The organism is Flavicella sp. IMCC45668 (assembly GCF_057219105.1).
In genome coordinates this window covers 852603-869166 of sequence record NZ_CM170114.1, presented here as the reverse complement: position 1 = coordinate 869166, position 16564 = coordinate 852603, and the positions used below count along the sequence as shown (strand labels likewise).

General features: G+C 31.4%; 10 protein-coding genes. 2 read left to right on the top strand and 8 right to left on the bottom strand.

Annotated features, from left to right (window positions below):
• Positions 1–12: 12 nt before the first annotated feature.
• From AC2DZ0_RS04020 to aroB, 8 genes are all read right to left on the bottom strand, one after another.
• Positions 13–1347 carry an ATP-binding protein gene (locus AC2DZ0_RS04020; RefSeq protein ID WP_484643850.1) on the bottom strand — a complete coding sequence of 445 codons (1335 nt, stop codon included), beginning with the start codon at positions 1345–1347 and terminating at the stop codon, positions 13–15.
• Between the two features lie 380 nt (positions 1348–1727).
• Complete coding sequence (locus AC2DZ0_RS04015) at positions 1728–2237, bottom strand: hypothetical protein (RefSeq protein ID WP_484643848.1); 510 nt, start codon at positions 2235–2237, stop codon at positions 1728–1730.
• A 578-nt stretch (positions 2238–2815) separates the two neighbouring features.
• Positions 2816–5272 (bottom strand): mechanosensitive ion channel family protein, encoded by a 2457-nt coding sequence (locus AC2DZ0_RS04010; protein WP_484643846.1) that lies wholly within the window; start codon positions 5270–5272, stop codon positions 2816–2818.
• A 15-nt stretch (positions 5273–5287) separates the two neighbouring features.
• Positions 5288–6511: a DUF418 domain-containing protein gene (locus AC2DZ0_RS04005; protein ID WP_484643845.1), complete on the bottom strand. Its 1224-nt coding sequence runs from the start codon at positions 6509–6511 to the stop codon at positions 5288–5290.
• Positions 6512–6515: 4 nt separating this feature from the next.
• Positions 6516–7076 carry a thioredoxin family protein gene (locus AC2DZ0_RS04000; RefSeq protein WP_484643843.1) on the bottom strand — a complete coding sequence of 187 codons (561 nt, stop codon included), beginning with the start codon at positions 7074–7076 and terminating at the stop codon, positions 6516–6518.
• 262 nt (positions 7077–7338) lie between these two features.
• Complete coding sequence (locus AC2DZ0_RS03995; RefSeq protein ID WP_484643842.1) at positions 7339–8625, bottom strand: hypothetical protein; 1287 nt, start codon at positions 8623–8625, stop codon at positions 7339–7341.
• 394 nt (positions 8626–9019) lie between these two features.
• Positions 9020–10285 (bottom strand): hypothetical protein, encoded by a 1266-nt coding sequence (locus tag AC2DZ0_RS03990; RefSeq protein ID WP_484643841.1) that lies wholly within the window; start codon positions 10283–10285, stop codon positions 9020–9022.
• A 68-nt stretch (positions 10286–10353) separates the two neighbouring features.
• The gene (gene aroB, locus AC2DZ0_RS03985; RefSeq protein ID WP_484643839.1) at positions 10354–11415 is read right to left on the bottom strand and encodes a 3-dehydroquinate synthase; all 1062 of its coding nucleotides are present in this window, start codon (positions 11413–11415) and stop codon (positions 10354–10356) included.
• A gap of 150 nt (positions 11416–11565) precedes the next feature.
• Between aroB and AC2DZ0_RS03980 the strand changes: the two genes are divergently transcribed.
• Both AC2DZ0_RS03980 and AC2DZ0_RS03975 read left to right on the top strand, forming a co-directional pair.
• Positions 11566–12063, top strand: coding sequence for a hypothetical protein (locus AC2DZ0_RS03980; RefSeq protein ID WP_484643838.1), 498 nt, complete (start codon positions 11566–11568; stop codon positions 12061–12063).
• Positions 12064–12179: 116 nt separating this feature from the next.
• Complete coding sequence (locus AC2DZ0_RS03975) at positions 12180–16559, top strand: DUF8202 domain-containing protein (protein ID WP_484643837.1); 4380 nt, start codon at positions 12180–12182, stop codon at positions 16557–16559.
• Positions 16560–16564: the final 5 nt, after the last annotated feature.

Below are 16564 nucleotides of genomic sequence, written 5' to 3'. Positions count from 1 at the left end.
TCTTCGCAATAATTAGGGTAGCAAAATAGTAAATTTTGAGCCTTTTTCAAGGGTACTTTCTATTTTTATCTCTCCTTGGTTCTTTTTGATGAGGGTTTGACATAATATCATTCCTAGTCCAACACCTTCTGCACGGTCAATTTTATCAATGGATAAATCTTTTAAATTTCTTATTTTTTCAAGATTTTCAGGATGGATTCCTATTCCATTGTCTTTGATACGCACAAACTTTTTATGGTCTTTAGTGGTACCACAAGTAACTTTGATACGACCTCCTTCTGGAGTGTATTTTATGGCATTGTCCACCAGGTTACGAATTACAATTTTCAAGGATTCTATATCCACTTCTATATTGACTTCTTCCAGAGAGGTGGCAAGTTCTATGTTTCTGGCCAGTGCAATATTTTTAAAATCGTACAACACATGTTCCACTAAATTATGCAAAGGATATTCTGTTGGTACAAATACCATTTGTTTGCTTTGCTCTAAGGACCAACTAAGTACATTGTTTAAGAGTTTATAAGTGCTTTCTGTTAAGATAAGTGCTTTGTTGTTAGTGGTGGTGATGGCTTCTAGATCTTCTTTTTTTATTTGTCTTGCCAAGCGCTTGTGCAATTTACCAAGGGTATTGATAGGACTCCTTAAATCATGTGAAACCACTGAAAATAAATAGTCTTTAGTTTTGTTGGCAGCAGTCAAATCTTCTTTTTGTTGGGTGATCAATTTGTTTTGAGCAGTTCTTTGTTTGTAGAAAAACCAAAGCACGAGGATAAAAATAAATAAAAACGAAATACCAATGATCAAAGCGTTTCTTTGGGTTTTCTGGCGTTTTACTTTTTCTTTTTCTACGGCAATTTCTAATTCTTTTTGAGCAACAGCAATTTGCTTTTCTTTTTCTGTGAGTTCCCAAATTCTGTCTCGGTTGTATATTGAGTCCTTCCAGTTATAGGCCTCCAAATAATACTGATTGCTGGCTTGGTAGTTTTCTCTGTTTTGTTCCACTACCGCCATATTAAGGGTGGTTGATTCTTTCCATGAGAAATCAGAATAATGCTGGGCTAATTGATATGCTTCTTCGAATAAAGGAATTGCTAAATCATCTTTGTATTGACCATAATAGACATTGGCCATGGCCTGCAAGGAGTTTAATTGAGTGAGTGTGTCGTTTTTATTCTTGATCAGTTCGGCCTCTTGTTTTAAATAATTTTCTGCTTCTTTGTTTTTATTCAAAATGTTGTACATAATTCCTAAGTTATGTAAGACTCTTCTTTTTTTTAACTCTGTTTCTTTGTCCGAATTTTTCAACCATAATTCGTAGTGGTAAATTGCTTTATTATATTGTTTCAATTCCAAATAATTATAACCTAGCTGGTTATTTTTTATGTTTCTATAAAGTGTATCATTAGATATTTGAAGTACACTTAGCAATGCCTTCTTATGTAGTTTTTTATTATGAGCAGATTGATTTAAAAAATAATATAATAAATCTTTTTCTTTTGTGTTTTTTGATAATAATATCGCTCTACTGGAGTTTATATAACAGGAATCATATTGTTGGTTTATAAAAAACTTATAGGAACGACAAAAGAGCTCCTTATCCGCTTGTTGGCAAATAGAAAGAGCCCTTTGATTAATTATACTTATATTTTGATCAGGAATTGAATTCTGAGCCAAAAATATAAAAGGGAATATGAAAGTTAGGGTTTTAACCAAATTCCTTATAGATTTTATAATCCTGGTCCATCACCTATAGGAGTTGTAACAGTTCCTCTATCAATTCTTGGATCAAGGTCGTTTGTGCGAACGATAATAGCTTCTACAGAGTCAATATTTTCTGGGTAACTGTACTCAAACTGAATATGTACTTTGTTAAATTCTGTTTGATTTTCTGGTCCATCAAAAATGATTTGAAAATCTCTACAGGTTACGTCAGGTTTAATTTCTGTGTTTACTTCTGCTACCGGTTGGTTGTAACGCAAAGCAACTTGTTTGTTGATTGCCAAACTACCTTCTAGTTGCTCAGCTGTTAATTTGTTTCTTTCAGCACCGATATAGGTTAAGATATTTACGATGTAGGTGTTAGTTTTACCTTCTACGGCGTAAATATTAACAAGTGGTTCTTTTGAAACACCATCTCCTTGGCTTAAATCTTTACTACCTACTTTTTTGTAAAGCAAAGAAAATTCTAAATCTCCAATTTTAGTTGGCGCAGTGGCAACTTCTTTTTCTGTAATCATTTTTTAATTTTTTAAGGGTTTTAAAATAGAGGGATTTTCCCTCCACAAATATAGTGATACAAGTTTAATCTAAACAAAAGTTAAGCGCAATAACTAAAAATAGGTAATTTAAAATATCACTATAAATAGCTAGTGGTTATTGGTTAGTTTGTTTGTTTCTAAAAAGGATACGTTTATTCCTTGTTTATCTACGTTTGCGACTTTAACTATTTACTAGGAGAGGAAAGGAGTTATATTTGTATAACTTTAAAAAGTTAACGTAATCTTAGGGGTAGGATTATATATAGCTCGAGTATAATTTTATATTCGAGCTTTTTTTTGCAAAAAAAAATAATTATCAAACCACACTTATTCTTTGTATTGTTGCGCTTATGCTTTAATTCAATACGCTTGGTGTATAATTGTATTTAGAAGGATAACATTTGTTAATTTAGAGTGAAATTGCTAAGGAAATTAACAAAGATTGCTATGAAAGAGTTTTTTAAACTAGTTATCTTAGGGGTAGGATTACTGTTTAATTCGGTTGCTTAAAAGCAACCGAATTTTTTTTCTACCAATATAAAATAGATTAAAGTATTTTACTCCTCTTGCTTTTTAGGAAATATGTTGTTTGGTAAATCTTTGATGTAAACATCTTGATGAGGATATGGGATTTCGATACCGTTTTCCTTGAATTTATTATAAATGGCAATAGAAACATCACTTCGTGCACTCAATCCATTTTCATTCTGAACCCAGAATCTAAGTTTAAAATTTAAAGAGCTTGTTCCAAAGTCGTTTAATAAAGGAAGAGGAGCAGGGGTTCTTAATACTTTATCACTACTTAAGGCAGCGTCCGCTAAAATTTTTATTACCTCATTAGGATCAGCAGCATAAGTAGTTCCAATAACAATTTCTAATCTTTTTACCTTGTTTGAAAGGGTCCAGTTGATAAGATTATTTGAAATCAAGTTGTTATTTGGAACCACAACCTCAGCACCATCAAAAGTGGTGATACTAGAAGATCTAACACCGATTCTATTTACTGTTCCTAAAAGATTGTCTACTTCCACAGTATCGCCAGGGAAAATAGGACGTTCGAAAACAAGAATAAGTCCTGAAACAAAATTAGAAATCACCGTTTGTAAACCAAAACCAATACCCAGTCCAAGTGCTCCAGCCATCAAGTTGAATTTGCTTAAGTCGATTCCTAAGGAAGACAATGCAAGCATAATACCGAAAGCGATAATAAAGTATCTTACTACTAGTGAAATCGCAGCTGGCACACCTTTAGGTAGTTTTATGATATTAAATAACCTGTCTGATTCTCCAAAGGTAAAAGAAACGAGCCTTGTTATGATAAAAGAACCGCTAAGGATTAAAATAAAGCTAACCACTGCACCTAGCGTAAAAGTTAGGTCACCAATTTTATAGGGATCAGACAAAATATTATCAAAAAAATCAATTACATAGGTTAGGACATCGATCAATTTTAAGAATATAAGACTTCCTAAAATAGTCATGATGATTCTAATAATTTTAGAGGCCTTTCTTTGACTTTTCTTTTTGAGCTTTACATCATATCCAGCCTGTCTGTTGTAGTGTCTATGAATCACAATAACAGAGATACTGTTGATGATGAGTAGTATGTAGTAGAAAAGCATGGTGATTACCGCTCCACTAATACATATTTTTAAAGTGGTTTCTGTTAGATTAGTATATCCTAACACATTTGAGATGATTGCTATTGCGGCAATAACATAGAGTGTAGGGGTTAGTTTTTGAAGATATCTACTAAAATATCCAATCTTCATCTTCCTTGCAGTAATTTTATCAGGTCTGATGATAAAAGTGGCAATTATTACTAACAAACTCATTGCCAATAAATACAATTTATACTGCCCGATAGTGAGCCATAAATAGGTCTTTAATAGATCTAATATATAGATAACAACAATAAAATAAAGCGCCTTGTAATAGTGTGGATTTAGGTTTGCTTTAACCAAAGGAATAATGACTATTAATACCGAAATGGATAAGCAATCATCAAATAGTTTTGGTGTATTTATAAAGGTGTATTTTGCTGTTACAATCGCAGCAAACAAGATGGTTGATAATGTGAAATCTTTAAGGTTATCTCTAGCTCTGGTGATTTCAAAGCCAGTTTCATAAATTTTACTTTTGGATAAGGTTCTTTTAATGTATAGAATTAATAGAGATAGAAAAATCACTAAAAAAGTGAAAAGATTCAGTTGTTCTTCGCTGTTTTTAAGAAGTTGTAAGAAGTCTTTTATGTTTTTTGTAATAGATTCTGAGTTTTCTCTCCGTATTTTTTGATTTTTAGTAGATTTAAAACTTACTTTCCATAAAGGTTCATGTCGTAAGTAAAAAAGGTTATATACATTTGAATTTTTAAGGTCATTTAGTTGAACAATAACATCTTTTGAACTTGTTATTTGTTTACTTATTTTAGATTCAAGTTTTAATAAATCATTGTTTTTATTGATGATGTTTTTTTCCAATTTGCTTACATCATCTAAAACAGTTTTAACATTTTTTAAAACTTCATATGGAATTTTATTTTCTTTAGAATTGTCATAAGTTAGTTTCCAAGTTTCTTTATCAAAGGAAACTTTTTCCTTGATTCTGTTATTGTTTTTAGCGAATTTATTTACATCAGATTGCCAGATATTTAGATAGTCTATATACCCATTCCATTTTTTTATTAAAATATTTATTTTTAAACGATTTGGGTTTGCTTTTATAAAAGCTTCTGTGTCTTTTCTTTGGTCTCTAATAAATTTAGAATAGATCGGTAATAAAGAGTCTATCAATGCTAAATCTTTATTTTTTTTGAGTTCGTTTTGAGTGTTTTTTAAGGATTCTTTTTCACTTTCAATTTTATCTACAATATTTATAGTTTCAATAAATGTAGGTTTTACAACAGATGTAGAATCCTTTGAAGTGGATGTGCTCCCATTTTGTGCAATTGTAGTTTGTGAGAAACAGACGAAAAGAAAAATAAATAGGGTTGAAAACTTTGATAGGTATTTCATAGCGTAAGGTTCAGACTAAATTTTAGCATTTATTTTTATTGGTAACCATTTTCTTAAGGTAGCACATCTCCATAACCATTCAACTGGGCCAAACTTGAAAAAACGAAACCATAAGATACTAAATGCTAACTGAAAGATTAGCATTGCGCATCCAATATAATAAATAGATTCTAAAGATAATAATCCAAAGAGTTGAAAGGTGTGAGCAAAAGGATAAAAAATTAATATTCCCAATACGGTTTGCCCAATGTATGAGGTTAATGACATTCTACCATATTTTTTAAGTCCGTTAAACACAAAAAATGTAGGCCATTTGTGAACCAATATAGCGAGAAAACAAATATAAAACATGCTTAGGTTTATCTGTGCAGTTTCATGTAGTAACCTGGCTCCAACCTGATACCAATTTTTAGAAAACTCTGCTGCATTTCCTTTTATATACGTTGAAAGATAAGTGAGAGTTATTCCTATAACACCAAAAAGAAGCGTGTTTTTAAATTTTAAGGCACCTGTTGTAAAAAACTTAGTATTGTATAGGTGAGATCCGAGAAAAAAGAGTCCAAGGATTTTAAAAGGCCTTCCTGAAGGAATAAAATCATACCAGCGCCACATTAAATTATGCAAATTTATTTTTATGGCGTCTAAGAAATACGGGCTTTGAAATGTTGTAACAACTTCCGATGGTGTCATATCTGGGTATTGTTTCAAAGCATTTTTGCTTAAGTCAGGTAATGCATTAGCAAAACTATACATGTAAATAATGTCTAAAAATACTGGAGTAAAGTAAAATATTGCCGAATAGTGTAGTAGCAATTTAGGGTTTACATTTCTCATGGACAAAAGAATCATTCCCGTTAATGCATATAACGTTAGAATATCTCCTGACCAAAATGTTGCATGGAATAAGCCTATGACTAATAACAAACACATTCTTCTAAAATATAACGGAGGAAAAAGCGGGTTATCTCTGTTTTTACTTACCTGCATGTAAAATCCGATACCAAATAAAATGGAGAAAATTGTATAAAACTTGGTGTCAATAAAAAACTTAAGGAAATAATAAATGTTAGAATCTGTTTCAGTATTTCCGAGTTGATCAATAAGCTCTTGCGGCAAAAATTTATAACCGCTCCAACTAAGAATATTCGCAAAAAGAATTCCTGATAGAGCAAATCCGCGCAATATATCTAAAAATATAATTCTGTCTTTTACTGGAGTAGGTTGGGTGTTTTTTGACATTTTTTTATTGTTTTTTCCATTTTATACCACACCCCATACTAGGTAATACCTTTCTTGAATATATCTCTCCTTTCAGCATGATATCCATCGCAGAAATAAGATCTTTTCCGGTGACAGGAATATCGTTTCCAGGACGAGAATCGTCTAATTGACCATGATAAAAGATTTCTAAATTTTTATCAAACAAGAAAATATCTGGTGTACAAGCGGCATCATAAGCCTTGGCAACTTTTTGTGTTTCATCAAATAGATAAGGAAAAGGGTACCCAATTTCACGAGCTAGTTTCTTCATTTTATCAGGACTGTCTTGTGGGTAGTTTTCAATATCGTTACTACTAATGGCTATAAAATTGATTCCCTTTGCTTGGTATTCGTTGGCTAATGAAACTAAAAAGGGATTGATATGAATTACATAGGGGCAATGATTACAAATAAATAGGATCAAAGTTCCCTTATTTCCTTTCGATTCTTGTAACGAAATATTCAAATTTGATACAGTATCTAATAAATTGAAATCTGGTGCTTTTTTACGGAGTTCAAAAGGGTTTGATGCAGTAAGTGCCATGTTTTTATGACAAAGATAAATTAATCTGTTATGAGTGCAAGTTATTAGATATAATTACAAATAGATTTTACGAAATAGAGGTTTGAATTGATATGTAACTCTTATAGTATTTTAAATATCCATGTTAAAACAAATAGAATCATTGAGATGGTAACAATAAATGTTGATTCCGAACAATTTCCGAATGATGAAACTTATAGTTTTCAAACACTATTTGAAGAAACTTTAAAAATCATCTTTTATGTTATGAAACCATGTTGTATTAAAATAGTTTTACAGCAAGAATTATTGTTGAATCTCTGAACTGACTATCAGCAGGTGCATTGATGTAAAGAATATCTCTTTTACCGGAAATTCGGTATTCAATAGAGTAAATATCTTTGTACATAAATCCAAAACCTATATTCAAATATGCTGATGAGAATCTGTGAAAATCTAGATGAATGTCAGAGTTTCTCCAATAATTATCTATGACAATTCCTTCTTTTTCTTTATGTTTAGTTAGAACATAAACAAAATTTGCATTGGTGAATAGTGTAGATTTTTCATTTAAACGATATTTATATCTTATTCCCATACCTAGGTTGAAAGTTTTATAATTCCCCTTAAAACTATATCTCTCAGAATATTCAGATCCAGTTAATTGTCCTTCCAAATTAACATTGGTATAAAAGCTCTCAAATAAAATACTCCAAGATTTATTGAAATAGGGAAGAATAGATTCTATTTCTAGTCCCATACGGTATCCTGGTTGATTTTCAGCTACCCCTTGACTATCGTATAAGGTGTTAGTTTCTTTGAATTGAAAATCATTGAAAGATAGTCCAACATTAATAGAAAAGTTCAACCTGGTTTTATTAGAAAAAACCTTGTTAGAGTCTTCAATGACTATAGTGCTTTTCTTCTCGGAGAGATCTGTATATTCAACGTTTTCTTGTGAAATGCAATTGTTATATTTAATAAAAACTTTTTTTAGATCTTTAGATTTATATTTTAAAATATCAAAATCTCGTTTGTTTATTCCATCACATCTGAATGCAGTGTATAATTGTTGACGATACATATTATTCACTACATATGAATTCCCTTTGTTTGTTAAATGTTCAATTCTAATAAGCTGAGATATTGGAGTTGTTTCTGTTTTAAATAAAAATTTCACCAAATTAGAGTCGATGTATTGATAAAGATTTGCATTTCCTTCAATCAAAACTCTTAAAAATAACGTTTCTTGGTTGAATTTTGGATTTCTTGATTTGGTGAACTTGTCAGCATCACTGCTAGATCTTTCAATATTTCCATTAAATTTTATAAACTTTGATTTTCCATATATACCAAATTCAATTATATTTTCCACAGTTGCTGTTTTAATTTTTGTATCGGTAGTTGTTCTATATGATATTTTGGTAGGGTTGCTCATCCAATCTTTGTTTAAAATAGAACACTCTATTTTTGTACTATCATTTGAAATAATATATCCAGATTCGTAGGTGTTTTGAGCAATGTTTAAAAGGCTGCAAAAAAGGAAAATAATAAGAAATTTGATTTTCATCATCATGTTTTTTTATGATGTAAAAGTAACGAACACCACGAAGGATTGGTAGAAACCAGTGTTTTAAAACCTTGTTTTAAACTTGATGTTTACAGCTAAAAACGGGTGGTAGTATAGACAAAAACTAAAATTTGACTCATAAGGAGTTGAAAACCTCATAGAATGTGTTTTTGTTTAAGTAAACGTATTGTACAATCAATTGGAGCTTTTTATTTCAAAAAAGCTATCAAATGAAAGTTTATATAAAATTCTATATATAGATAAACTTAATGACTTTCCTATTTAATTATTTGGTAATTGCTTTTGAACAAAAATGAAAGGTTATAAACTTAGTTTTTTTAGATTCTTATAGTTTTAAATACGAAGTGCATCTCAATCAAAAGATTCTTTGAATTTAAAACGTATAGCCAAAAATAAGTGAACTTGAGCTAAGGTCAGCTCCGGAGATAGCATAATTATATACAATTCTTCTTTTTCTAGAAAGCCTAGCCTCTAATGAGAATTTATCATTTAATTTGTATCCTAGTCCTAAGGAGTAGTAAGATAAAAAAGAATCGTGATAAGTTAAATAACTACTACCACTATCATTTAAAATAACTCCTGGTTTCTCAGCATCTTGAGGCAAGGAGTTGGATAAAATTAGGTTTGTAAAAACTGTAGTGTTTTTATTGAAAACATATTTGTATCGAATACCAACATTGATATCAATATTTGAATAACTACCTTTAAAAGTGTTAGTTGCACTAAATCTATAAAAATAATCTGGGTTTGGTGGAAAAGTACCGTTATATGAAAAACTATAAAATACAGGTTCTAAAAGCAGACTGAACTGATTATGGAAATACGGTATTGTAAATTCAGCTTCAATTCCAATTCGATAACCAACTTCAAGTTCCGTTTGACCGATGTAATATTGATCGTCGGTAAGAACCTCTAGTTTATTAAAGGTAGGTCCAGCGGTAACGGTGAATCTGGTTTTACTACGCTTTTTTTTGACATCAATAAAATTTGTGTTTTTTATTGCTTCATCTGATAGTTGAGATTGGGGTTCTATGCAATTATTATATTTCTTAAATATTTTAGATAAAGAATGATCGTTGTAATCGAGCCATTTTAAATCTTTTTGATGAATGCTCTCACAAATTAAATGATTAGATAATTGTTGTCTAAACATGTTGTTTGTTTTTACACCTCCATCATTTGATAGATATTCAATTTTTATCAATTGTTGAATGTTGTTATTTGGCGTCTTGAAAAAATACTTTGTTATTCCGTTATCGATATATTCATATAATGAACCAGGTCCTTCGAGTAGGACTCGTAAGTATATTATTTCATTGTTGAATTTTGGATTTCTTTGAGTCGTTAAATTGGACAAATTGTTATCAGAACGTTCTATATCGCCATGAAACCGGATATATTTCGATTTACCATTTATACAAAACTCTTTAATGGATTTAATAGAGTCTGTTTGTTTTTTATCTTTTATTTTATAAGTAACGGTTGTAGGGTTGTCAAGCCAATCTTTGTTTAAGATAAGACATTCTAGTTTTGAATTATCATTTAAAATTAAATAACCGTTCTCGTAATGACTTTGAGATGATAAGTCAACGATAAACGAAATGAATACAATAATTAATGTTAGGAATTTCTTTTTCATGTTTTATTTCAAAAAAAAAGAAAATCTTATTATGATTTTCTTTTTAGGTTATTTTAAGAGTATATAGATTACGATTCTAGGTAATAATTGATAGATTCCTCTACCAGTTCAATAGAAACTTTACAATCAATTTTATAGCTAGCAATTGCCTCTAATAATACAAAGTTTACTTGTCCTCCAACATTTTTTTTGTCATGTTTTAAATATTCAAAAACTGCTGTAAAGTCTTCTTTTGTAATCGGCACTTTACCAAATAAATTCAGCACATAAGATTTTAAATCTGCTACTGTTTCTTCCGGAAAACCAAATAACTTATTAGAGATATAAGCCTCTGTAACCATTCCTAATGAAATCGCTTGTCCGTGTGTTAGTGTTTTTTTATGATCAGATTCTAAAAAATATGATTCTACAGCATGTCCAATTGTATGCCCGTAGTTTAATATTTTACGTAGGCTACTTTCTTTTTGATCTGCAAGTACAACCTCATTTTTAATTTCTACTGAACGATGAATTAAATAAGCAACGTTTTTTAAATTATTGTTTCTAACATCATTGTAAAGGTCAAGATCATATATCAACCCATGCTTAATAACTTCTGCAGTCCCAGAAATAATTTCTTCTTCAGGTACTGTTTTTAAAAAGTCTAAATCGATCAATACCATTTCGGGGTCAGAGAAAATTCCAATTTGATTTTTTAATACCCCTAGATCTACACCTGTTTTTCCTCCAACAGAAGCATCTACCATACTTAACAAAGTAGTTGGGATGTTGATAAAGGTAATCCCTCTTTTGAATGTGGATGCAACAAAACCTCCCATGTCGGTGATAACACCACCTCCTAAGTTGATCATCAAACTTTTTCTATCTGCACCAAGCTCTGTTAAAACATTCCAAAGACCTGTACAAGTGTCTAAATTTTTATTGATTTCTCCTGATTCAATTTCAACAATCTCAATCGTGAGATCCGTAGCCATTTCAGCCATTAATTTAGGCAAACAATCTCTATTTGTATTTTCGTCAACAAGAATAAAAATTAACGAATGATTGCTATTGGCTAAATAGTGATTCAATTCTTTGTAAGAATTCTCTTGAAAATGGACCTGACAGCTAGTAGATTGTATGGATTTCATGTGATTTTATTTGAAATGCAATATTACATATTTAATAGTTAATTTGAAATAAGGATTTAAAATCATTTTTATGGATGTTAACTTTGCCTTGAGATAAAAATGAAGTACTGATTTTTTTTTATATTTATCATACTAACCAAAAAATATATTATGAAAAAATTATTGATTATTGCAGTAGTATTTGTCGCGACAACAAGTTTATTCGCTCAAAAAGGGAGTATTTATGCAGGTGGAGCCATTGGGTTTAAAGAAGACTATTTTAAAATAGCACCTGAAGCAGGATATTGGCTTCAAGAATCTCTTCAATTAGGAGCTGTAATTTCTTATGAAAGTGATAAATTTGCTGGAGCTGATGTAAAAACTTTCAAGCCGCATGTTTATTTAAGGAAATTCTTTCCTTTAGGTGAAAAGTTTTCTGTGTATGGTGGAGCTAATGTAAGATATGCAAGTACAGACACTGCAGGTGTTTCTTCTTCTTATACAGATTTATTTATTGATTTAGGGTTTTCTTACGCATTAGCTGATCGATGGGGGGTAGTAGGTAGAGTGGCTTCTATTGGGCAAATAGATGAAGAATTTATTTTAGATTTTAATATGTCACAGCAGCCATTGTTTAATGTTGGTATCTATTATACGTTGAAAAAATAAGTTACTTAAATTTTATAATAAGGGCCAAAAATGAAAGTTTTTGGCTTTTTTTGTGTCCAGTAATCCTAAACATTATTTAAGGAGTTTAAGTGTTGTTTCTTCATAAATTTGTAAGAATGAAGAAGTTATTGGTATATATAGCGCTTATCTCCGCTTGGGGAGCAAGTTATGCTCAGGCACCAGGAGGGGTTCCCACAACTAAGATGTCACTATGGTATAGTGGTGATCATGGTGTGGAAGATTTAGGTACTTTAACTTGGGATGATAGAAGTTCAGATGATAATCATGCTTTGCAGCCAACAGAATCAGAAAAACCCCAGCAATCTAAATTATTTAATTTCAATGAAACTTTTACTTTTGATGGTAACAGTGATAGATTTGCTATTTCAGGATTAAATTATACCAATGGTCAAAATTTGACAGACCTTTCCATGTTTGTTGTTTATGCAACAAATTTTTCCAATTCATCATATTCTGGCAACTGGTCCTTTTTAGATTTTGATAGAAGCGAATCTTTTAACTTTTATATTCATGGAAATGGGCGTTTAGCAATGTCTTATCAATCAGGAGGAACACAAGATTTAGTAGCAACAAGTGTTTCTAATGATGGAATTCCGCATATGGCCACTTATTTATTTGATAATAATGATGATATAACTGGAGCAATTACAAACGAATCTATTATGCGACTGGATGGTTTTCAAGACTACTCAGGTGATAATACTAGCATTGATATATCAGTTAGTGCAAATAGATATGGTTTTATTGGTGATGGTTCCGAAGCCACTGAATTTAATGGTTCTAAAAATAATATTTATTATGATGGTGAAATTGCTGAAATAATATTTTATGATAAGGGTGATTTAAGCACGGAAGATGTTAAAAAAATTGAATCCTATTTAGCTCTGAAATATGGAATAACCATGGATGTAAGCGGTACTTCTTACGTTAATAGCGCTAATTTAACCTTGTGGGACAATACGATATCTGGTTATTGGAATGGAGTTGCTGGAATTGTTCAAGATGACGCTGGGGCTTTAAACCAAAAAATATCAAGATCAAATGATTATGAGAAATTCATTGTATCTATGGATGCTGATTTTTCGTCATCCAATAGCGATGTTAGTAGGACATCAGTAGGAGATGGCAAATCTTTAATTTTTGGTCATAATAATTCCCCAGATGGATTTAGTCCATTTGGTTCGTCTGGAAGTGAGTTTCTTTTTGGTAAAACCTGGTTGTTTCAAGAAAAAAATGGAAACGTTGGAGATGTGTTTGTCGCCATGGAAAAATCTGTTTTTACAGGAGAATCTGTAGATTTAATCATTAGTGATAATGCAACATTTGATTCAGGTGATACAAGATATACTATGACAGAAGGAGGGACACATTATTATAGCCAAGTTGATATACCTGATAATTCTTATGTGTCATTTGTAATGACGCAATCTTCAAAAGCTCCTGGAGGTGTTGCTCCTGGATTAGAATTATGGTTTAGATCAGATACTGGTGTAACTGCTTCGGGAAGCGCTGTAACAAATGTTGTAGATCAAACATTTCAAGGTTATGATTTATCTCAAGCAAATACGTCTAACCAGCCATCTAATTCTTCTATGACAAACTTTAATGACAATTTGACTTTTGATGGAAGTAGTGATCGAATGCCTATAAAGGATAAAAATTATACAAGTACAGATAATCTAAACCAGGTGTATGTATGGACGGTGTATAATACTGATTTTTCGAGTTCTAATACTTCTGGAAGTCTTGACACCTCCAATTGGGCATTCTTAGACTTTGATAGGAGTGAGTGGTTCAATACCTCTATTCACGGTGACGGTACTTTGCAATTTGGATATAATTCTGGTGGGATTAAAGATAATTATGGTGTAGAAGTTACTAATGATGGTACGGCTAAATTAGGTGGTTTTATTTTTGATACTAGTATAACAGAAGAAACCAAATTACGTGTGAATGGTAATGAAGATTTATCTGTTGATGTTACCGACCAGCCCATTAATAGTAGTACTACACGTTTCGGGTATGTGGGAGATGGTTCTGAGGCAGGAACATTTGATAGCGCAGCAAACAATGGTTATTATAATGGTTCTATCTCTGAAGTTATTTATTATGAGAATCAAATTATTTCAGCAGAAAATATCAATAAGATAGAGTCTTATTTGGCAATAAAGTATGGAATTACCCTAAATACATCCTCATTAAAATATATTGCATCTGATGCCATGATTACTATATGGGATGATTTAACTTTTTGGAATGATATTGTTGTTATAGGTAAAGATGAAAGTTCAAATTTGAATCAAAAGCAGTCTAAATCTACTAATGCCGATGGAATATTGACAGTTGCCTTAGGGAGCACTGTTGCTGTGTCAAATAATGCAAACACGAATTCTTTTAATAATGATTTGGATTTTTTTGCTGTTGGTAATAATGATTCAGACGCTATAATTAGTGAATTGTCATTCCCTACTTTAATTCCAGAAATTAGTGTTTGTGAGTATGGGTATATAGGTTTTGATAGAGATTGGAAAGTAAAAAATATTGGTAATGTAACTGGAGTAACTCTTCAATTTGACATGACAGGTTTTGCGAATCCAAGTGAATTTAATCTTTTGATTGATGAAGATGGAAATGCAGATTATTCTGATGGCGTTCATAGGATTGTAAACAACGGTATTTTATCAGGTAATAATTTAATTTTTTCTAATATTGATATTGCTGATGGTGAGGTTTTTACATTGATTCGTGATAATGCAGATGCACAAATTATTTATGAAAGTAGTTCTTGGACGGGGGGAAATTCTGGCGGCGTGTTGGATGATTCTTCTATAGATTTATTAAAATCAGTGCAAATAAGAGAGTCTGTTGTATTACCTACAACCGCTAATTGTAAATGTATGGAGATTACAGTCGGTGCTGTTTTAACTGTTGAAGATGGTAAGAATTTAACGGTTAGTGATGTTCTAGAATTAGAAGGCGACATGTACTTATATGGAGATGCCCAATTGATTCAAACTTTAGACGGAACAGATTTGAATACAGGATCCGGTAATATTTATAAAATGGTTCAAGATGGAACTTCCTCTATTCATAGATTTAATTACTGGGGGGCTCCGGTGAGTAACGCAGGTATATATAATTTAGCAACCAATCTATCAATTGCTTCAGATCCTAATGATTTTTCTTCTTTGACAACTCCTACCTATACTGGTGATGTTGATGGGAGCACAAATACGATTAGTAGTTATTGGTTGTATGATTTTAGTAATGCTTTGGGATGGAATTCAATCAATGAGAATACAGACAAACCAAAAGGAGAAGGTTTTACAATGAAAGGGACTGGAACTGCGACGAATTATGTTTTTGTAGGGAGACCAACCAACGGAGATATAAACTTAAATTTAGACGAGAATAATTATTATCTATTAGGAAATCCCTATCCTTCGACGATAAATGCCGACGATTTTAATGAGTATCATTTGACAAATAACATTACAGATGGTTATCTGTATTTTTGGGATCAACCGTCTGGAGATTCACATTACAAAGCAGCTTACGAAGGGGGGTATGCCACAAGAGCAGGAGGATTATCGAGTCCAGCGGCATCTATTGTAGTGGATGGAAATACTATAAATTTCACAAAAGTCCCAACAGAACATATTGCTGTAGGCCAAGGTTTTATGGTTGCTGGAAAGTCCAATGGTGCTGAAGTTAGTTTTAAAAATTCATTTCGTGAATCCGGATCAACGGTATTTTTTAAATCAAATGGTAAAAAGAAAAAAGTAGCTAAAGATGATTTGGAGATTATTAGAATAGGTTTTGAATACGAAACACCGACTGGTATTTTTCATCGTCAATTGGTGACATCTCCGAGAGGTTTGAGTTTAGACGTTGATCGCGGTTTTGATGCTCCGATGTTTGATAATTATGCCAATGATATGTATTGGGATTTTGGTGATAATTTGAGATATGTAATAAGTGGTGTACCATTTTTAGCAGAAAATCTTGAGATACCACTTGCAATTGTTTTAGAAAAAGATACCGAAGTAACGATATTGTTAGATGCCCTTCAAAATTATTCGAATGATGTGTATCTTTTGGATAAAGAGACTGCCGAAATAGTAGATTTGTCTTTGGATAAAGCTGTGATAACATTAGGTGGTGATTTGCATAGGGGTAGGTTTAGTATTCTTTTAAAAGATTCAAAAAGTTTGTCTAGTGATGAGGTTTTGGATAAACGTGTTTATTTATACTATCACAAAGGCAAAGAAGCCATTATGTTTAATTCTTTTGAGGCTGATGTGACAAATGCCAATATTTATTCATTAACAGGAGATTTACTTCAGAGTCAGAAATTTGATGGGTTTAAGAATTCGGGAAATCTTGAGGTTCCTTATTTAAATTCTGGAGTATATATAGTTCAAATTCAAACAGACCAAGGAACCATATCAAAAAAAGTTGTGATCTCTAAATAAAATAA